At 60.8% G+C, this 18880-nt stretch carries 20 protein-coding genes; 11 read left to right on the plus strand and 9 right to left on the minus strand.

The genetic code is table 11. The features are described 5' to 3' along the window. The first annotated feature begins 25 nt into the window (after positions 1-25). Positions 26-373, plus strand: a complete 348-nt coding sequence (locus ABC729_RS20435; protein ID WP_495609445.1) for a hypothetical protein — start codon at positions 26-28, stop codon at positions 371-373. Here the strand turns inward: ABC729_RS20435 and ABC729_RS20440 are convergent. Continuing rightward, positions 370-1716 (minus strand): serine hydrolase domain-containing protein, encoded by a 1347-nt coding sequence (locus ABC729_RS20440; protein ID WP_495609446.1) that lies wholly within the window; start codon positions 1714-1716, stop codon positions 370-372. The two genes, ABC729_RS20435 and ABC729_RS20440, sit on opposite strands and share 4 nt — an antisense overlap. 31 nt (positions 1717-1747) lie before the next feature. Between ABC729_RS20440 and pseI the strand changes: the two genes are divergently transcribed. The 9 genes from pseI to ABC729_RS20485 all read left to right on the plus strand — a co-directional run bounded on the left by pseI (position 1748) and on the right by ABC729_RS20485 (position 8031). After that, complete coding sequence (pseI, locus tag ABC729_RS20445; protein WP_495609447.1) at positions 1748-2794, plus strand: pseudaminic acid synthase; 1047 nt, start codon at positions 1748-1750, stop codon at positions 2792-2794. Next, positions 2794-3537 (plus strand): cytidylyltransferase domain-containing protein, encoded by a 744-nt coding sequence (locus ABC729_RS20450; RefSeq protein WP_495609448.1) that lies wholly within the window; start codon positions 2794-2796, stop codon positions 3535-3537. The genes pseI and ABC729_RS20450 overlap by 1 nt, the downstream gene beginning before the upstream one ends. A 16-nt stretch (positions 3538-3553) precedes the next feature. Further along, positions 3554-3784 (plus strand): acyl carrier protein, encoded by a 231-nt coding sequence (locus ABC729_RS20455; RefSeq protein ID WP_495609449.1) that lies wholly within the window; start codon positions 3554-3556, stop codon positions 3782-3784. 5 nt (positions 3785-3789) lie between these two features. Then, positions 3790-4620, plus strand: a complete 831-nt coding sequence (locus ABC729_RS20460; protein ID WP_495609450.1) for an alpha/beta fold hydrolase — start codon at positions 3790-3792, stop codon at positions 4618-4620. Beyond that, complete coding sequence (locus ABC729_RS20465; protein WP_495609451.1) at positions 4617-4871, plus strand: acyl carrier protein; 255 nt, start codon at positions 4617-4619, stop codon at positions 4869-4871. The genes ABC729_RS20460 and ABC729_RS20465 overlap by 4 nt, the downstream gene beginning before the upstream one ends. Next, positions 4871-5056: a hypothetical protein gene (locus tag ABC729_RS20470; protein WP_495609452.1), complete on the plus strand. Its 186-nt coding sequence runs from the start codon at positions 4871-4873 to the stop codon at positions 5054-5056. Before ABC729_RS20465 ends, ABC729_RS20470 begins: the two co-directional genes overlap by 1 nt. A 131-nt stretch (positions 5057-5187) precedes the next feature. Continuing rightward, positions 5188-6252, plus strand: coding sequence for an AMP-binding protein (locus ABC729_RS20475; protein ID WP_495609453.1), 1065 nt, complete (start codon positions 5188-5190; stop codon positions 6250-6252). Beyond that, a complete protein-coding gene (locus tag ABC729_RS20480; protein ID WP_495609454.1) occupies positions 6249-6977 on the plus strand; it encodes an SDR family NAD(P)-dependent oxidoreductase in 729 nt (242 codons plus the stop codon). The genes ABC729_RS20475 and ABC729_RS20480 overlap by 4 nt, the downstream gene beginning before the upstream one ends. Before the next feature lie 16 nt (positions 6978-6993). Further along, positions 6994-8031 carry a 3-oxoacyl-ACP synthase III family protein gene (locus tag ABC729_RS20485; protein ID WP_495609455.1) on the plus strand — a complete coding sequence of 346 codons (1038 nt, stop codon included), beginning with the start codon at positions 6994-6996 and terminating at the stop codon, positions 8029-8031. Here the strand turns inward: ABC729_RS20485 and ABC729_RS20490 are convergent. From ABC729_RS20490 to ABC729_RS20525, 8 genes are all read right to left on the minus strand, one after another. After that, positions 8015-8470, minus strand: a complete 456-nt coding sequence (locus tag ABC729_RS20490) for a flagellar biosynthesis repressor FlbT (protein ID WP_495609456.1) — start codon at positions 8468-8470, stop codon at positions 8015-8017. The genes ABC729_RS20485 and ABC729_RS20490 overlap by 17 nt on opposite strands. A 214-nt stretch (positions 8471-8684) precedes the next feature. After that, complete coding sequence (locus ABC729_RS20495) at positions 8685-10589, minus strand: flagellin N-terminal helical domain-containing protein (RefSeq protein WP_495609457.1); 1905 nt, start codon at positions 10587-10589, stop codon at positions 8685-8687. Positions 10590-10673: 84 nt separating this feature from the next. Next, positions 10674-12173: a glycosyltransferase family 9 protein gene (locus ABC729_RS20500; RefSeq protein WP_495609458.1), complete on the minus strand. Its 1500-nt coding sequence runs from the start codon at positions 12171-12173 to the stop codon at positions 10674-10676. An 804-nt stretch (positions 12174-12977) separates the two neighbouring features. Then, positions 12978-14909, minus strand: coding sequence for a tetratricopeptide repeat protein (locus tag ABC729_RS20505; protein ID WP_495609459.1), 1932 nt, complete (start codon positions 14907-14909; stop codon positions 12978-12980). Positions 14910-15236: 327 nt separating this feature from the next. Further along, a complete protein-coding gene (locus tag ABC729_RS20510) occupies positions 15237-15926 on the minus strand; it encodes a Crp/Fnr family transcriptional regulator (protein WP_495609460.1) in 690 nt (229 codons plus the stop codon). A gap of 86 nt (positions 15927-16012) precedes the next feature. Next, complete coding sequence (locus ABC729_RS20515; RefSeq protein WP_495609461.1) at positions 16013-16756, minus strand: TfuA-like protein; 744 nt, start codon at positions 16754-16756, stop codon at positions 16013-16015. 19 nt (positions 16757-16775) lie between these two features. Beyond that, entirely contained in the window at positions 16776-18014 is a 1239-nt protein-coding gene (locus tag ABC729_RS20520; protein ID WP_495609462.1) for a YcaO-like family protein, read from the minus strand. Positions 18015-18102: 88 nt separating this feature from the next. Then, positions 18103-18282 carry a hypothetical protein gene (locus ABC729_RS20525; protein ID WP_495609463.1) on the minus strand — a complete coding sequence of 60 codons (180 nt, stop codon included), beginning with the start codon at positions 18280-18282 and terminating at the stop codon, positions 18103-18105. Between the two features lie 230 nt (positions 18283-18512). Here ABC729_RS20525 and ABC729_RS20530 point away from each other — a divergent pair, with 230 nt between their 5' ends. Beyond that, entirely contained in the window at positions 18513-18851 is a 339-nt protein-coding gene (locus tag ABC729_RS20530) for a ribbon-helix-helix domain-containing protein (RefSeq protein WP_495609464.1), read from the plus strand. Positions 18852-18880: the final 29 nt, after the last annotated feature.

An 18880-nucleotide genomic window follows, 5' to 3' on the forward strand; every position in this document is an offset into this window, starting at 1 on the left:
CAAGAAGGGTAATCCGGTGAAGGAGATGCGTACCCTGGGTTTCACGGAACGTGAAGCCATACAGGCCATCATCGACTTGATGCGCAAGCAGCGCCTCGAACTGCCTGTCGGTCAGGTCGTGGGGCTGGAACTGCATGAGGAGCCGGTATCGGCCGAGCTGATCATCGAGGACGATGACGGCAACCGCACGCATGTACCCCGCAACGCCCCGGAACTGGCGGCTTCCTTGGTCAATTACTGTATTAATCGCAAAATCCGCCTGCCCTCCATGTCGAACAAATTTGTAGAGGTCATTGCCGGCTCACTCAACCTCATCATCTATCTGGATAATGTGGACAGTCCGGCGGCGAAGAAGATGACGCGACGGGCCTAGGGCCGAACCCCAGCCAGAACGGCGTCCACAATCTTCTGTTCCCATAGGGTTAACGATGATACTGGTCCCTTCACCCGCTCAGAGACCGTTCCCGTCAGCAGATAGACAAAGCCCCAGCACCCACCCGGATCGGCCATGACGGCGCCCAGCAGGCCATAGGCATCGCCAAAATGCCCGCACAGGCGCGGGTCATTGGGTCCCGCACTCCAGCGGTCGCCATCCCCCGGCCCGCCGCCCTGGGTCGTACATTGGATGCCCAGACCCCATTGCCGCAGCAGGCCGCCGTCGGTATCGCCATTGTTGCCGACAGGGTCGTAGGTCCAGTGCGGGGCCAGCATCCGCTCAAACCCTGCCGGGGACAGCACGCGCTGCCCCTCCACCGCCCCCCGACCCAGAAGGAAGCGCAGAAGCCGTTCCAGATCGCGGGCCGACGCCCGCATGCCGCCCTGCGGCGACAGGCTGGTCCCGTTGCGGCCCGGCACGATGCGGGCAAGGTCCATGCCCGCCTTTACACCGAAGATGCTGGGCCGGTTGTCCGGCCGGATGCCGCCATAATCATCGACCTTCGCTACCCAGCTTCCATCCGCCTCCTGGCTATAAACCGGCGCCAGCGCCTGAAAGCGGTCCTCGTCCAGAAGCCGCACATCATAGGCCGCCCGCATGCCCAGCGGCCTCAGTACACGGCTGGTCACGACGGCATCGAACCGCTGCCCCGTCAGCCGCTCGATCAGGGTCGCCATGACGCCATAGTTCAGGTTGGTATAGGTAAAACGGCTGCCCGGCACCTCATCCGCCCAGCGCCGCCCCTCCGGATCAAAGGCACCGCCAGGCCGGACCAGCTCCTCCAGGCTGTAAGGCGGGGGCAGGCCATAGACATCGGCATCGCGTAGGGAGGATGTGTGGGAAAGCAGCATCCGGGTGGTGATGGGCCGGTCGGGATGATGCGGGTTACGGAAGGTAAAGCCCAGCAGCGGCGACAGATCGCCATCCAGGTCCAACCGCCCCTCATCCACCAGCTGCTGGATAGCAATGCCCACCGGCAGCTTGGAGATGGACGCCACCCGGACGGGTGTGTCGAGCGTCAGCGGGCGCTCACGGGCCGGGTCCATGACGGCGCGGCCCGCCGCCTGGGAAAAGACGGTCCTGCCATCCTTGACCACGATGACGGCCACCCCGCTGACCGGCGCGTCCGCCCCCATGGTCAGGCTCTCCATGGCATGGCGCAATCCCTGCCAATCCCCCGCCAGAACGGCAGGTACGGCCCATACCAGACACAGCAGCAATGCCCCGATCCGCCCCACCATGCGCCCCGCTTCCTCTTCGGCCTCCGGCGATGTTACCATACTGGCATCGCTATCCTATCCGGCATCAGGCATGACCCGTTTTCCCGACCAATTCCAGCCCGGCCAGCCGCCTTTCCTGATCGCGGAAATGTCAGGCAACCATAATGGCGATATTGACCGCGCCCGCCGCCTGATCGATGCGGCGCGCGATGCCGGGGCCGATGCCGTCAAGATCCAGACCTACACCGCCGACACCATCACCATGGATGTCGAGCGACCGGAATTCCGGCTGGAGGGCGGACTGTGGGCCGGTAAGACGCTGTACGAGCTGTATCAGGAGGCGCACACCCCCTGGGACTGGCACGAAGCCCTGTTCGCCCACGCCCGCGACGCCGGTATCGCCCTGTTCAGCAGCCCCTTCGACCCTACCGCCATCGACCTGCTGGAAAGCCTGAATACGCCGGCCTACAAGATCGCCAGCTTTGAACTGATCGACCTGCCCCTGATCCGAAAGGCGGCCGCCACTGGCAAGCCGCTGATCATGTCCACCGGCATGGCATCGCTGGGCGAAATCGCAGAGGCCGTGGCCGCCGCGCGGGAGGCGGGCAACGAAAATATTGCCCTGTTGCACTGTGTATCGGGCTATCCCACGCCGGTGGAGGATTGCGACTTGGCGACCATCCCGCACATGGCGCAGGCGTTCGGGCTGCCCGTTGGCCTGTCGGACCATACGATGGGCGTGGCGGTGCCGGTGGCCGCCGTGGCCCTGGGCGCGGTTGTCATTGAGAAGCATTTCACGCTGGCCCGCGCCGATGGCGGCCCGGACTGCGCCTTCTCACTGGAACCGGCGGAATTCAAGGCGATGGCGGAGGCCTGCCGCGTGGCCCATGCCGCCCTGGGTGAGATTTCTTACGCCCTGAAGCCGTCAGAGGCAGGCGGGCGGACCTTTCGCCGCTCGCTCTATGTCAATCGCGACGTGCCGGCGGGGACGCTGCTAACCGACGCCGATGTGCGATCCATCCGCCCCGGCTTGGGCTTGGCACCCAAGCATCTGCCCGATGTCCTGGGCCGTACCGCCGTCCGCGATCTGAAGCGGGGGGAACCGGTAGACTGGACCATGCTGGGCAAGACCCTCTGATGGCCCCCCGGATCATCGGCATCATCCAGGCTCGCATGGGTTCCACCCGCTTGCCCGGCAAGGTGATGATGCAGGTGGCGGGGAAAAGTCTGATCGGCCATCAGATCGACCGTCTGCGCCGATCCCGGCAACTGACGGGCCTGTGCGTGGCGACCAGCGACTTGACCCAGGATGACCCGCTGGCGGCACATGTGGAGGCGCTGGGCATCCCCGTCTTCCGGGGCAGCGAACGCGATGTGCTGGATCGTTTCTACCGGGCAGCCCTTGCCCAGCAGGCCGATATCGCCGTGCGTTTTACCGGCGACTGTCCCCTGATCGACCCGGCTTTGGTGGATGACCTGATCGACCTTTACCACCGCGCTGATCCCCCCCCTGCCTACGCTGCCATCGATGTCGCGTGCTATCCACGCGGTCTGGATGCAGAGATGGTGGGAATGGCGGATTTGCGCACTGCCTGGGATGAGGCGCGGGAGGATTTCGAGCGGGAGCATGTCATGCCCTTCCTCTGGCGCCGGCCCGACCGGTTCCGGCTGGACTGGCTGTCTGACCCCACGCTGAACGCGCCCTGGCGATGGTGTGTGGACACCGAACAGGATTTCATCCTGGTACGGCACTTGCTGGAAACGCTTTTGCCCGTTAAGCCAGCGTTCGGCTGGCGCGACGCCGATGGTGCCATGCGCACCCATCCGGATTGGGCGCTGATCAACCGGGATGTGGTCCAGAAGACCCTTCCCCCGACCTGATGTTAAGGAGTGTGTCATGACGCGCGCTGAATTCCTGGCCGCCCTGGAAGAGATGCTGGAAACGGATGCAGGCAGCCTATCGCCCGACACGGCGCTGGACAGCCTGGACAGCTGGGACAGCCTCGCCGTCATCAGCTTCATCGCTCTGGTGGATGAGCATTTCGACCATGTCGTGGCTGGCGAAGATCTGGCAAAGGCCAAGAGCATCGGCGACCTGCTGGCCCTGACCGGTGCCGACTTCGCCTGATCCCGATGTCGGCCCTGCCCCGCCCTGCCATTCCCATCAGCCGCACCCGGCGGCAGGTGATTGACCTTGGTGGCCGTCCAGCCGCCTGGATCAATGGCGGTCGTCTGGGCATTGGCGAGGGGGATCGACGCCCCCTGGTTCTGCTGCATGGGCTGGCAGGGGATGCGTTGACCTGGCAGTTCAATCTGACGGCCTTGGGCACCAACCGCACCGTTCTAGCGCCCGACCTGCCGGGACATGGGTCCAGTACGTTGGAGGTTGGGTCCGGCCATGTCGATGATCTGGCCCGCTGGGTCGGCGACCTGATCGACGCCTGGGGTCTGTCCCAGGTCGATCTGGTGGGCCATTCATTGGGTGCGCGCATCGCCCTGTCGCTCGCCCACCAGCAGCCGGCAAAGGTGGCGCGGGCGACCCTGATCGCCTGCGCTGGCCTCGGCAGTGACCTGGACCATCAGTTCCTGGACCGGCTGGCCGACGCATCCGACCTGACGCAATCGCGTCTGGCGGCGGCCCGGCTGTTCGCGGAGCCAGGACCCTTGGTGGAGCCGATGGCCCGTGCACTGACACTGCGTCAGTCGGTGCCGGAGAACCGGGCCGCCATCAAGGCGCTGCTGGATGCCAACCGCGCTGACTTGTCCGAACGGCTGGTCACGCGCGATTGGGCACCCGGCGTACCGGTGCAGTTGATCTGGGGGGTGGCGGACAGGATTGTCCCGCCACCGCCAGCCGACTCGATACCTGCCGCCATTCCTTTCCATCTTCTGCCCGGCGCAGGCCACATGCCGCATGTAGAGGCCGCCAGCCGCGTCAACGCCCTGATCGGGAGTTTCCATTGACCGACACCCACACCATGCTGGACCTGATCGCGCGCGAGACCGCCCGCATCCTGGCCGAAAAGGGCGAGCCGGCAACAGCAGCCGTGACGGCTGAGACGGCCTTCCTGGATGGCCCCCTGCCCTTTGATAGCCTGGATCTGGCGACCCTGATCGTGGCGCTGGAGGGACTGACGGGCAAGGACCCGTTCCGGCAGGGCTTCCGACAGTTCAATACCGCTGGTGAACTGGCGGCCTTGTACGCAGTCACGTGATGCCCATGCCTACTACCTGGGAATGGATCGGCGGTGCCGTCCTGGTGTACCTGCTGCTATTGGCCCGCAGCGCCTGGAAGCAGGGGGAGTTCAAGCAGTTCCTGTGGGGAATGGTGATCGTCGCCGGCTTGATCGGCTTTATCGGTGGGTTCATCTGGGCCTGGATTATTTTCGCTCGCAGCTGAAACTCTTGGAATGCCGCACCAGCCTGCCGCATGATGGTGCCATGCCTGCCGCTTCGCACCCACCCTGGGTAAACCCCACCTTCCGCCTGATAGTTGGCAACCGGACATGGACATGGCCGGAGCTGTCGGCCTTGTCCGACAGCCTGCCGACAGGCGCCTTATCTGTGGACGGTCATGACCTTGCACGGCTGGTTGCCACCCTGGTGGCCGGCTGGAACCGGGAAACGCCGGTGGTGCTGCTACGCGGTGGGTTGCCGGCACCGGATGCGATTGCCGATCGGGGACGGGTGCTGTTGTTGGAAACATCGGGCACGACAGGCACCCCCAAGCGTGTTGCCCGACCGTTCAAGGATGTCCTGCGCGGGATCAAAGGCTCCCGGGCTGATAATGGTGCCACCTGGCTGCTTACCTACGATGCCTGTGGTTTCGCCGGGTTACAGGTACTGCTGACCGCCTTGGCCGGCGGCGGGACCATGCTGACTGATCCGGCGGCGGACGCGGCAGGGTTGGCTCGCTTGGCCGTGACTGGCCGCGCAACCCATGTCAGCGCAACGCCCAGCTTCTGGCGTGTGTTGCTTCTATCAGGGGCTGCCCCACCGCTGGCTCGCATCACGCTCGGCGGGGAAGCAGTGGATCAACCGTTGCTGGATGCGCTTTCCGCACGCTTCCCCAATGTGCCTATCCGCTGCATCTACGCCTCGACAGAATTCGGGAGCCTGTTCACAGTCGCCGATGGGCGGGAGGGGTTCCCAGCCGAATGGTTGTTACAGTCACCAACGGAAATATCATTCCGTATCCAGAATGATATCCTTCAAGCCAAGCTGGATGGTGACTGGCAGGATACGGGCGATCTGGTAGAGATCGTTGAAAAGCGGGTTTTGTTCCGTGGCCGGAATGATTTTATCCTCAATGTCGGCGGAACAAAAGTAAACCCGACCTTGGCCGAGCGACGCCTGCTTTCCCTGCCCGGTGTCATCGACGCAACCGTCTATGGCATCGCCAGCCCGATTACCGGTGCCCTGCTGGCAGCGGACATTGTGGCACCAGATTGGCATACAGACGATAGCTGGCGCAGCCGGGTCGCACAGGCCGTGGCCGACCTGCCGGCCCCGGCCAGACCCCGCCGCTTGCGCCTTGTTGAAGGTCTCACCCTGTCAGCCGCCGGCAAGAAGCGCCGCATCGCGGAGGAAGCATGACCCGTACTGTCATCGTCACCGGCGGCAGCCGTGGACTGGGCCTCTCCATCACCAAGGCGCTGCTGGACGCCGGCTACAGCGTCGCCACATGCAGCCGCAGCATCGGCGACGCTTTACCCGGCCTTCTGGCCGCTCATCCCAACCGGCTGTACTGGCAGCAGGCGGAAATTGGTGATCCCATCACTACCCAGGCCTTCATCGACGCCACTGTGCAGCGCTTCGGTGCCCCCTGGGGATTGGTCAATAATGCCGGCATCGCGCGGGAAGGTATCCTGGCCACCTTACCGTTGGTGGAAGTGGACAGCCTGATCCAGACCAACCTGACCGGATCCATTCAGGTGGCGCGTGCCGTTCTGCGCCATATGCTGTCGCGGCCCGGCGGCGGGCGGATCATCAATATCTCGTCCATCATCGGCCAGCGTGGCTATACCGGCCTTGCCGCCTATGCCGCTACCAAAGCCGGGCTGGACGGGCTAACCCGCGCCCTGGCGCGGGAGGTGGGGCGACGGCAAATCACCGTGAACAGCGTTGCCCCCGGCTATCTGGACACGGAGATGTCCGGCACCCTGTCGGCGGGACAGCGCGACCAGATCACGCGGCGCACCCCCATGGGCCGGCTGGGCACGGCCGACGATGTGGCTCCCGCCATCCTGTTCCTGCTGGGCGATGGCGCACGCTATATTACCGGTCAGACCCTGACCATTGACGGCGGCATCACCTGCTGAACGGAAGGTAAGGCGTATGGCCCAGGCCCGCATCAACGGCATCGCCCTTCGCGGCATCGTTTCAGCCCTGCCGGCAGGGGTGGAGGATGTTACCCATATGGCCATTCGGTTCGGCACCGACCAAGCCGAACGAATCGCCGCCGCTACAGGCATCCGCCGCCGCCATATCGCCGCTCCCGGTCAATGCATGTCGGACTTGGCGCTACCGGCAGCACAAGAATTGCTCAGCGACCTGCAATGGGACAGCGGCTCCGTCGACGTGATGATCTGTGTAACCCAGACGCCAGACTATCCGCTTCCGGCCACCGCCTGCCTGCTGCAACAGCGCCTGGGCCTTGGCAAACAATGTGCGGCGTTTGATGTCGGGTTGGGCTGTTCCGGTTATGTCTATGGCCTCTGGCTGGCGGCGTCGCTTCTGTCGGGAATGGGACAGGGCCGGGCGCTGTTGGTGGCTGGCGACACAACCAGCCGAACCATGGACCCGGACGACCGCTCTGTCGCGCCGCTTTTCGGGGATGCAGCCACGGTCACCGCACTGGAATGGGATGCAGAGGCAGGTTGTCTGACCGTGGATACCGGCACAGATGGGGCGGGAGCACCCTATCTGATCCAGCCCGGTTGCGGTACGCGCCAGCCGGACGGTCCTCTGCTGTTTATGGACGGGACCCAGGTCTTCGCGTTCACCCTGCGGGAGGTGCCCAAGGCCATCGCGACAACACTGGCGCTTGCCGACACCGACATCACCGAAATCGACTATGTCGTCCTGCATCAGGCCAATGAAATGATGCTGCGCCGATTGGGTTCCAAGATTGGAGCGCAGGAAGACCAGTTGGTCCTGGCATTGGCGGAACGAGGCAATACCAGTTCTGCAACCATCCCTCTGGCCATCACCGATGCGCTGCAAGGCCCGATGCTGTCCGGCGCGCAAACCCTGCTTCTCTGCGGATTTGGCGTAGGATGGTCCTGGGGTACAGCCATATGGACCACGGGCCCAGCGCGGATTTGCCGGACCATTCTGGTGGATCAGAACGGAGACGTCATTCCGGCTGATTAACGGCCGGACGGCGACGAACCTTGGTCACGACCACGGGCGACTTGGCCTGCTTTTCCGACGCGTCGCCGGGCGCTGCCTCTGCTGGGAACAGTTTCCTGCAGATTTTCAGCGCACGGTAATAATTGCCGGATTGCACCAGCGTATGAACCTCGTCGAACAGAGCCGATTCGGTCGGCTGCGCGAGACGCGCCTCTTCCAGAATGATGCCGAACTTAATGAGGTTCAGCTCCGCATCCTCAGGGAAGATGTAGATCAGCTGGATGATAAAATAGAGCTTCTTCTCAATCGTATCGCAGTTCTCTTCCTTCAGGATCTCCCGACCCCGCAGGAAATTGACCTTGTTATAGAAAAACAGAGACACGGGATGATCGCCGACGCCAAGCACGGCACCATTAACGATCAGCTTCTCTCCAGGACGCAGAACAAGTTTCAAAGGCACGGCAGCATTTCCCGTTCAAGAACGCACGAGCCCGCTCGGCGGCGTCCATACTGCACAAGGAAGTAAGCCAGCCACCCCCCGCCGGTCACGAAAAAACGCACCAGCACACCCGAACATTTTGCCCCAGAAAGGCCGGCACAGGAGGTGAAGACAAACCAGAATCAGGAAAGGCGGGCTTTTGGCCCGCCTTTCCCTTGCCTTACGGCCCCTTGGCTTAGAACAGCCGCAGGATCGACTGCTGAGCCTGATTGGCCAGCGAGAGGGAGATGGTGCCCAGCTGCTGACGGGTCTGCAACAGCAGCAGGTTCGCGCCTTCCTCGTTCTGGTCGGCCTGGACCAGCTTGTTCGCACCTTCAACCAGGACGTTCGAGAATTCGTTAGTGAAGCTCTCGCGGGTCTGGATGACGTTCAGGTTGGTCGACAGAGCCTGAGAGGCGCTGCGCAGCGTGGACGTTGCAAAATCCAGGCTGGCAACGGCCTTGTCGATATCGGCCCGGTCCAGGAAGTTGTTCTGAGCGTAGTCGATACGCAGGCCCTGGCCGTCCGACGTCACGTTCCGGCTCACCACCTGGATGTTGGAGGTGTTGTCGGCATTGAACTGAACAGCCAGATCGTTCTCGGTGTTGGCATCGGTACGCTGAACCGTCGTCAGGTTGGCCGACTTCGCAGTCGAGGCTGCTGCCTTGACAGTAGACGCGTCAACCGTCACACGAACCGTACCGCTATCGAAGGTCAGCGAGTTCTCACCTTCGCTCAGCTTGGCATTGCCGCGGGCGTTAAGGCCCGAACGTTCCACCGTCACACCGTTGAGGTTCGTGGCCGACAAGGTAATGTCGACATTCTTCTCAATGGTCGAGACGCCGTTGGCAGACGTGCCCTTCGCTTCCAGCAGAGCGCGGTCAACCGTGAAAGAAACGGTCGTGCCGGAGGAGAAGGTGAGCGAAATAGCCTTGGTCGCGGCGTTGGAAGAGGTAGCGCCGATCGTGAAGCTGGAGCCGGTGCCGGTCGTCAAATCCGAGCTGACTTCGAAGTAGTCATTGCCGGCATTGTACACCACGTTAAACCGCTCGCCGGTACCGTCGGCCGTAGCGCTGGTACCAACAGCGGAGAAGTCCGAGCCGGCTGCGACTGCATTGGCAAGCTGGCTGGCAATCTGCTCGCGGAGTTCATCCGGCGTACGAGCGACACCACTGTTAACCAGATCCGACGCCTGAACCTTGTAGGAGAAGGACTGACCATTCACCGTCGCGGTGAAGGTATCGCCTTCTTCGATAGAGCCACTGATGGTGACACGGGACGTCTGAGGCGTACCCGAGGACCCGGCAGTGGTCGTGCTGGCAACTGCTGCCTGCGTGTTATCGAAGAACTTGAAGGTACGTGACTCGCCGTTCTCCGTCACAATGGCCGTACGCTCACGACCGCTGTTACCGCGGATTTCAACGCTGATGTCAGAGAAGTTGCCGGAAGTGGCAGAGATGGTGCCTGAAACCTTCAACGAGGCCAGACCGCGGCTATCTTCGGCCTTTGCGATATCTTCCAAATCGGCGCTGATAGCGCCTGTGCCGCTGATCTTAACAGAGTATGTATCAGCGCTGACCACATTCGTGACGCGGCTGTTCGACAGACCCGAAATGCTGTTGACACCCTTACGGCTGTCGGCAGTGCTGTCCAGGGTCAGGCCATTGCCCTTCAACAGGTTCTTGCCCTGATAGCCGCTATCGCCCGCGATCTTGTCGATCTGATCCTTGAGGCGATTGAACTGCTCTGCCAGCGACTTACGAGCCGAGATGGAGGAGGCGTCATTGCCCAGATTGGAGTAAGCGGTTGTGGTCAGACCACGGGCCTGCGCTACCAAGTCCTCAATGGCGGTGATACCCTTGTCACCGGCCTGGATGGTGCTGATGGCCTGGCCCATCGCTTCCTTGAGGCTCGACAAATCGCCCGCGCGAGTGTTCAAACCCTTTGCAGCAAAGAACGAGTTGGGGCCGTCAAGAGCGGAGTTGACCTTATTGCCGGTCGCCAGACGCGACTGGATGGACTCGACCTGCTTGTTGGTCTTCTGCAGGAGCAGAAGGTTATTACGCATACCAGCGGTCAAGCTGACGTCATTAGAAGACATGTGTCTCTCCTTTGGAGGTATGATCCACCCGAATTTTTCGGGTTCAATGAAGCAAACACCGATGAGAGGTCAGAGTCAAGCCGTTTAACGGCAAGCGCGTGAACCTATACGCTTGGACAGATCACGCGCCACATTGGCCAACGGCGTTGACCAGTCCAACGGCTGCTCCTGACGGAACAGCGTGATGGACGGATACCAGGGGCTGCTTGTCCGCCCCAACCCCCAACGCCAGTCGGGAACAGCGGGAATGAGAATGAACGTGGGAACCCCCGCAGCGCCGGCCAGATGCGCCGGCATGGTGCAGCAACTCACCAACAGGTCCACGCAGGAGAGAATCGCCAAGGTATCCGCCAGATCGGTAACCTCTGCCCCCAGATCGATAGCCCCGGGAGGCAATGGTATCGTCGCAAGATCGCGTCGGCCCGGACCAACTTGAAGGCAAACCGGGTCAATGCCAGCCATGGACATCAACGGCAACATTGCCTGTAAGCCCGGAGATCTGTCGCGATCCAGGGCATAGTCGGGATTCCCTGCCCAAACAAATCCCACTCGTAACCCCTTGGTGCCAGCCAGTCGTTTCTCCCACCGCGCGGCCAAAGCCGGATCAGGACGCAAATAGGGAACAGTCCCTGGGACATGTTGGTCATTCGCGACAAACAGGGAAGGCAGCGTCATGCAGTGCAGCACGCCATCCACATCGGGTACTGGCATGCCATCGTCCAGAAACGACTCGACGCCTGGAAAGGCAGTCAGCATCCGTCGAAAGGGCTCGGGACGCTGTAAGATGATATGAACACCCTCCTGCGCCAGTAGCGGCAGGAACCGCAATACCATCACGACATCGCCCAAACCCTGTTCAATGGTCACAAGGACGCGCATGCCTGCGCTTGGCCTGCCTGCTATGACAGGCAGACCAAAGGGAGCGGTGTGGCCACCAAGCGGGCCTGTGCGACGATAGGCATGCAGCGACCAGCCTCGGGTCATGTCCCCGGTAAGCAGATAAAGCAGCGACTGGTTCCAACGGGCGCGCGCACCTTCCCTGCAAGTGACGGATGCCAGACGCGCCGCCTCGGTGAAGGCACACAGCGCCTGGTGCGGTGCCCCCGTGGCGTGCAAGGCGGCTCCGAGAGAGTTCCAACCTGCCGCCGCGTCAGGTTCCAATGCGCAAGCGCGACGCAACGCCTTCACCGCACGCCCGACATCACCCGTTCCCAGCAAGGCCAAGCCAAAATTCCGCCACGCCCCGCCCATGTCCGACGCACGCTGTATGGCCTCACCATAGGCAATTGCGGCAAGGTGATTGTCATCCGCCGCCCGATATGCATTGCCTAGTAACAGATGAAGGGCCGGGATTTCGGGATTGGAGGCCAACGCCGCCTGAAATGCCGAGGCAGCCTCCAAAGGACGCCCCAGCCGCATCAGAGCCTGACCATGCTGAGCCTGTGCATGAGAATCTGTCGGATCCAGAACCACAGCCTGCGCTGCGATCACCAAAGCAGCCGCCGCATCATCATGTGCCAGATGCTTCTCCGCCTGCTCAGCGAGGGCGCGCACCCGCTCCTGCTCTACCTGCTGATGGATCATGTGCGCATTTCACCATGCCGCATCATACAGATGTCAAATAATTCGCATCGGAAAGCCAGGACAATCCCCGTAAGAATTAAATAAAATGCCGGAGACCTCATCGGCACTCCGGCATTCGAAATGCCGCGCTTGAACTTAATCAGATCAAGCCACGAAGTTGACCGTGCCCACAACATTCCCGCCGCCCGCAATTGCAACGGTCGGAGAGGCCGCCACGGTTGGGGAAACCGCCGGGGTACCCGTCGATCCAAAACCTCGAGCAGGGGAGGAACTGATTGCGTCAATGTTCCCGCGCGCCAAAGCCAGAAGCCGCTGACTACCCGAACGCTCATCGCCGGCACCGCTGGCTTCAGAAGAGCCCAGCTCACGGCCACGGAGTTGGTACTCGCGGACAACACGCTTCGACGGGTACTGCGTCTCGACATCACCGCTGCCGCCATCGCGGAACAGCAAAACCGCGACCGCTGCATCGCTATCATATTGAAGAACAGGGCTAATGTAGGGGAGCTGCGAGGCCCGGGCTGGTTGGTCCGCAGGCAAACGCTCTTCAGCTGCGGCGCTGCTTTGCGTCACCGCAGATACATATGGCACTGCTGCGCCCCTAATCCCCTCAATCTGCATGGCCGTGAGCCTTCTGATAGACGAGATTACAATAGCGCAATTAGACAAGACCAGCAATCGGATTCTTCAGGGCTCTTAAGTAGGCTGAATCATAGAGGGGCTTCAGAACGATGCCTCTCTATGGCCCACGGCATTTTCATTTTCGCAGTGGGGAATCGATCAGAAGTTTATCTTCAAAATTTTCTATTCGGCTTTGCCTACTCTTAGGGATGATTCCTCCGCCAAGGCATTAACCAATTCGGCGATTGCTATGCGCCAATCCCCCCAGTCAGTTTGTCGAAACAGGCGCAACCCTGGATACCAGGGGTTGTCCGAACGATGCCGAAGCCAGCGCCAGCAGCCGTCAAAGCGGGACAGAACCCAGGTTGGCCGTGCAAGCGCGCCCGACAAGTGGATCACCGCCGTATCAACGCCGATGACCATGTCCAATTCGGACACCAGTGCCGCAGTGTCTGCGAAATCAGCCAATTCCTCTGTCCAGTCGTGAATTGGAAAGGGCGCGTCACCAGAGGCCAAGGCCTTTGGTCCCTTCTGCAGGCTGACATAGCTGACGCCCGGCACTGTACCTAACAAGGTCAGTTGTGAGAGGGACAGGCTGCGCCGTTTATCTATGGCTGCCGCACGGGGATCCCCTACCCGACCATCCCCCGCCCACACCAGGCCGACTTTCACCCCAGGAAGCTCCCGCAGTCGATCCCGCCAGAGCTTCCGACGCGCCTCAGGCACCTGGAGATAGGGTGTATTGGAGGGAATAGCGGCCGGGGTCACTGTCCCCATACGCAGAGGAAGACCCAGCAAGGGGCATCGGCAGTCTACCGCATCAGGAGGCGGCAACCCAATGGGCTCCACATGGATATCGGATGGCAGACTCTCACGGAAAAGCCTGACCAGTGCCGGCTGCACCTGGAGAAGCGGGGTCAGACCTTGGTTGCGCAAAAGCGGCAGATACCGGACAAATTGTAAGCTGTCGCCATGCCCTTGTTCAGCGTGAATCAACAGCGTCCTACCAGCCGGCAACACGCTGCCATCCCATAAAGGCAGTCGCCGCAATGGCGCAGGCACATTGAAACCCGGCATACCCCAACGCCATTCATATTCGCGCCAACCTTCCGCGAAGTCGCCAGCCATCAGTCGAGCCTGCGCCCGCTGCCAGTGCACAACGGGATGAGATGGCGCCAGGGTCAGAGAGCGCTGATAAGATTGTTCGGCACCATCATCATCTCCCATATCGCGCAACAGGGTCCCTAGATCGAGCTGAGCCGGCAAGCTATTCGGATCAGCCCGTACCGCGGCCCGCAGAACCTGCAGTGCCTTATCCAGGGCTCCCATGCCATGCCATGCGACACCGAGAGCAACCAAGGGGGCCGCCACCCCTGGAGCCAGCTTCGTCGCTCTTTCAGCTGCCCCTGCCGCTTCCTCGTAACGCCCCAGTACGGACAATGCATCAGACCACGCAAGCAAGGCCGTACAGTTGTCTGGTTCCCGCGCCAAAATCGGTTCGATTGCCATTAGCGCTTCAGCCGGCCGTTCTGCCCGAAGCAGGGCGAGACCATATCGCAAGCGGATAGACATATTATTGGGTGCCAGGTTGGCAGCCTCCCCCAATGAAACCAGAGCATCGGGATGGTTCAGCCGCTTATCATCGATGAAGCGGTTGAACAGCAGCGCAGCCAAGTTGCCTGAGGCGGACGGCAAGCCCGGAACTAGCCCTATCGCTTGGCGCAATATTACTTCCGCGCCTGGATCGCCAAGTGACGCCAGCAGCGCCCCCCATTCCGCCAGCACCTCGGCACGCCGATCCGACGCCCCTTCCAACCGGGAGGACGCGTTAGAAAAGGCTTGTATGGCGTTGGGCAACTCACCCGTCTGACGGAGTGCGAGGCCCAAGGCGTGCCACCACTCCCCCTGTCCGTCCTTCATGCGCACCGCCGTGCGTAATGCTTTGACGGCGGCGTCCGGTTTGCCCTGGCTCAAACAAGCCATGCCCAGCAAATAATGGATGTCCGCCAGCGCCGGCGCAGCGACCAGAATATTCCGATAGGCACCTTCTGCTGCAACCAGATCACCCGCCTGATGAAGCGCAATGGCCTGATCGATCAATTCATTGATGCCCATGTCAGCTGCCCGCCTTCACTGCGGCGGTTGGCCTGGCTGGCGGAGGTGGTGGCTTGGCCGTTGATGGCACGGCTGATGACGAGGCCGCCGGCACTGTCGGAACAGGTGTGGCTGCCGGAGCAGGCACAGAAACAGCATGCGGCGATGCCTCTGGCACCGGCACCGGAGGCCGTGAGGGAACGTACATATAATTGTCATTCACTTGATTTTCGTGACTGGCACACCCGGCCAATCCCATCACAAAAATCAAAGCTCCAGCGATTTTCCCCAAAGACGCCTTGTCCACGCCACGCCACCATTCTGCCGGTCCATCTGGGCAGACTACGCCTAGCGTGCAACCTGATCCAGGAAGCTTTCGTCCTGAACTACTATGAAGCCATTGCGGTAGATGATCGCGCCAGCCGTCTGGAAGTTTTTCAGCGTCTTGTTCACGCTCTCCCGGGAAACACCCAGCATATTTGCCAGATCTTCCTGGCTGACAAAGGTCGTGATACGGGTACCCGTGTCAGTGGTACGCCCATATGACTGCGCCAGCATTAAAATACGCTTTGCCAAGCGTCGAGGGACGTTCAAGAACACCGTGTCTTCAATGATCGCACTGGTCCAGCGTACCCGCTCACACAACACGCCCATCAGGCGAATGCACAAATCAGCACGCTGCGCTAGGAACGGCATGAAGTCGCGCCGATCAATGCGCAGCAATTCCGTCGGCTCCTGTGCCACGACGGTGGCTGTGCGTTCGCCACCGTCCAACATGGCGATTTCTCCGAATAGCGCCCCGGTATCCAGGATATTCAGAAGCATGACCTTTGCTTCATCCGACTCGGTCTGCACCGCGACGCGGCCACGCAAGATGACATAGAGACTGTCGCCTGGGTCACCTTTGGTGAAGATACGCTCTTCTGCCACAGCACGCCGCAATCGTCCAAATTCCAGCACGGCATCCATCTCGGTGTCACTCAACACCGCGAAAAGACTGTTACGCCGAAGAAGGGCGGTATCAACAGCAGGCGACACAAATAACTCCCGATCTAGGCGGCGGGAATGACTATCTCCCATTCCCCGACAATACCAGGATTGACGCGGCGTCCAAATATTACAATTCACACGCGCATTGCATGCACAGGACGGGCCACCGCTTCCCACATGGCGGTATGTTCAAACGCATAAAGCGGTCGAACAGAAAGCGCACCGTCTGTCTGTCTCTCTTGAACCTGCTTCAGCAGAGCAACAGCGTCTTCTCGCTTCTGATCAGCCCGACCAATCGGCAGCCATTCACGAAAAGCTGAAAGCTCAAAGGGATCAACTCCCTCCTCGGCTTCGCGAAGAATACGCCCGTAATTGCGATCGCGATAGCAAAGATCCTTCGCGATCTCCTCCAAGCGGCGTCGCAGAGGCACCGATAAAATGCCAGCTGCATGGGCGTCGGACAAGGTGCGTCGGATATTAACCATGGCCTCCGACAAGGAAGGGTACCCTAATTCAGCCGGACCGTGCGTAACCGCCACCTCGTCATCATCTTCGAGGCGCCCATCAGCATAAGCCTGGAATACCGAACCCACTCCTTCCATACCGAAGGCATGCAACTCTGCGGCTCGCAAAGCCCCCATGCTGGCCGCCCCCAGAACCGGGATGCCTTTCGACATGGCAAACAGGATCTCCTTGTGCCAAACGGCGGGGACATTGCCGAAGTAGCCATCAATGATGGCAATTGCAGCCGGGCGATCCTCTACAGCTCGCAGCACGTCTCCCTGGGCAACGGGGGCGCGGTAGTCAGCGGCCAGTATCTGGCGAGCAGCAGAAAGCGGCAGTGTCGGTCCCAAAAAAACGACAACGGGATTGTTCATGACCAGCCCCCCAACTGTATCAGGCCAACCCGGCCGCGCGACGACCGCGCAGGCCCAGGCAATATTGCGACGTCGCATCCACGCCTTCCAGGTCCGGCACCACAACACGCACAACGGGAATGCCAATTTCCGGGCGCGTCAAATCAACAACAACCACATCGTTGATACCGACATTGGCCAGACGCTGGCGCAGCTCAACCAGATCCCCCCGCAGCGACTGACCACGCCATCCCTTGACCTGATTGAAGTCACGAACAGTCGCGCCAAGCCGAATGCGATTCAGCCAAAGCATCTGCTGTTCTTCGGCCAGGAAGTGGTCGTATTCCTCGCGGCGCATATCGTCGCGAGCGCCGGAAATGAATGTAAGCCTGCTCTGTGCCGCTTCTGTCAGGGCGCGCGCTAAGGCAATCTCGGGAACGAGGTTGGTACCATAACCGGCAGCCGGGCGGATTGTGGTGCCCAATCCCGCATCTGCCTGAACAATTCGGGCAAGAAATGTCGGAACACCGACATCGGACGTCATGTCCCACACACCAACCGCAACACCCGCCTTAGCAAACCGCGCAAGCAGCATCCGGCATGCAGGATCAGCTATGGTTTCCAAATCGACACGCGTGTCTTCCTGCGCCTCTTCTGACATCAGGTTCCACAACGTCCGGGCATCGCGTTCGATCACCTCCGACAATCCGTGGATTACAGCCTCAACCCAGTGATTGCCTGAGGCCAAGCCATTCGAGGTTGCCTGAAAGCATCCGTGTCCCGTGGGCAAAGGCAGCGTGTAGTTGCTGTGCACCATTTCATAGGGAATCCATAGGCAGTTACCATCCCGGAGGTTGGTACCTTCGGCCCATAGCAGTTGATGGTGAGGAGTATAGACGCTGTCCATATTGCAAGGCAGACGATCAGGAGCGACCACCGGCAACGAATACCGCAAGTCCTCGTAGGAGCCGATCCGCAACGATAGGTGCGACGCCCGTTCGGCGTGCCAACTCTCAATGCTCTCCATCACCGCCGACGCCTTGGCTGCGGCCAGTGTCACACCCTTGCCCTGTGAAACAGCCAGTCCACGGGAATTAGGACGATTAACCATTACAACAGGAATACCGATCGTGTCCAAGCCTGTGACATTCGCTACGCGCGTGATGCCGAATAAAGAAAAGAACGGCTTTACGCGGGTCAGTGTGTCCTCCGCTGAAACCAACCGACGCCACTGCGGCGCTTCCAGGTTATCCCAGTCGGTCAAACGGACCTGATCCATTGCCGATCCCCCTCAGACTTGTTTACTGTTGTGATGTTTGCCGGCCGGTACCGGCCCAAAACTATCTGGACCGGTACCCGGCATCGAATCAGAGCTTAGCGGAGTAGATATCCGCACTGGCGGAGTAGATATCCGCACTGGCACCCTTCTCCATCACGTTATGCCCGGCGTCACGACTGCGGACCGTGCTGGGCTCTTCATGGATAACATCGACCGTCCCGGCAGGACCGATACGGTACAGGCGACCATCCGCACCACGAGCAAGCATTGGTGTCTCCTTTAATGATTACATTTGTAACTCAACGTCCCGGCAACCTAGTTGCCAGTGTATTCATGTCGTTGAGCAAGCGAGCTGAGCGTAATCCAGTCTCAGGTCTTTGCTGTGTGAACCACTTCACAACGATGTATGCAGAGAGAACGCTATGGTGTGTCCGCCATCCGCAGTTCGGAGCGCCCTGTTCCGAACACGACACACGATCCAGCAAGGCGAGGTCGCCGATGAACGCTCCGCAATCCCGTAACGACATCACGGTCTATGAACCCCACGACTTGGAGGTCGATGGGCAACTCATCAGCCACAATGTCTGGGTGGACGGTCACCGGACTAGCGTCCGCCTAGAAGCGGTGATGTGGCAGGCCCTGCATGAGATTGCAGAAAAAGAGAGCCTGAGCATTCATCAGGTTATTACGATCGTTTCACGTCGGCAGCATCAGAATGCTTCTCTAACGGCAACAATCAGGGCTTTCCTTGTTGCCTACTATCGCGCGGTCTCAAAAGGTGCATCGACGATATTACTGCGAGACCTGTACGATATTCCCTCTGACGATAAGAATTAACTCAAAGGCTTATATTGGTTTGAGGCGAC

This window comes from Niveispirillum sp. CC-CTL257, from assembly GCF_059489915.1.

Excerpts from the sequence above, each read along its gene's own strand:
- ABC729_RS20435 (WP_495609445.1), top strand. The coding sequence starts at position 26 with ATGCGTACCCTGGGTTTCACGGAACGTGAAGCCATACAGGCCATCATC.
- ABC729_RS20440 (WP_495609446.1), bottom strand. The coding sequence starts at position 1,716 with ATGGTAACATCGCCGGAGGCCGAAGAGGAAGCGGGGCGCATGGTGGGG.
- pseI (WP_495609447.1), top strand. The coding sequence starts at position 1,748 with ATGACCCGTTTTCCCGACCAATTCCAGCCCGGCCAGCCGCCTTTCCTG.
- ABC729_RS20450 (WP_495609448.1), top strand. The coding sequence starts at position 2,794 with ATGGCCCCCCGGATCATCGGCATCATCCAGGCTCGCATGGGTTCCACC.
- ABC729_RS20455 (WP_495609449.1), top strand. The coding sequence starts at position 3,554 with ATGACGCGCGCTGAATTCCTGGCCGCCCTGGAAGAGATGCTGGAAACG.
- ABC729_RS20460 (WP_495609450.1), top strand. The coding sequence starts at position 3,790 with ATGTCGGCCCTGCCCCGCCCTGCCATTCCCATCAGCCGCACCCGGCGG.
- ABC729_RS20470 (WP_495609452.1), top strand. The coding sequence starts at position 4,871 with ATGCCCATGCCTACTACCTGGGAATGGATCGGCGGTGCCGTCCTGGTG.
- ABC729_RS20480 (WP_495609454.1), top strand. The coding sequence starts at position 6,249 with ATGACCCGTACTGTCATCGTCACCGGCGGCAGCCGTGGACTGGGCCTC.
- ABC729_RS20485 (WP_495609455.1), top strand. The coding sequence starts at position 6,994 with ATGGCCCAGGCCCGCATCAACGGCATCGCCCTTCGCGGCATCGTTTCA.
- ABC729_RS20495 (WP_495609457.1), bottom strand. The coding sequence starts at position 10,589 with ATGTCTTCTAATGACGTCAGCTTGACCGCTGGTATGCGTAATAACCTT.
- ABC729_RS20500 (WP_495609458.1), bottom strand. The coding sequence starts at position 12,173 with ATGATCCATCAGCAGGTAGAGCAGGAGCGGGTGCGCGCCCTCGCTGAG.
- ABC729_RS20505 (WP_495609459.1), bottom strand. The coding sequence starts at position 14,909 with ATGGGCATCAATGAATTGATCGATCAGGCCATTGCGCTTCATCAGGCG.
- ABC729_RS20515 (WP_495609461.1), bottom strand. The coding sequence starts at position 16,756 with ATGAACAATCCCGTTGTCGTTTTTTTGGGACCGACACTGCCGCTTTCT.
- ABC729_RS20520 (WP_495609462.1), bottom strand. The coding sequence starts at position 18,014 with ATGGATCAGGTCCGTTTGACCGACTGGGATAACCTGGAAGCGCCGCAG.
- ABC729_RS20525 (WP_495609463.1), bottom strand. The coding sequence starts at position 18,282 with ATGCTTGCTCGTGGTGCGGATGGTCGCCTGTACCGTATCGGTCCTGCC.
- ABC729_RS20530 (WP_495609464.1), top strand. The coding sequence starts at position 18,513 with ATGAACGCTCCGCAATCCCGTAACGACATCACGGTCTATGAACCCCAC.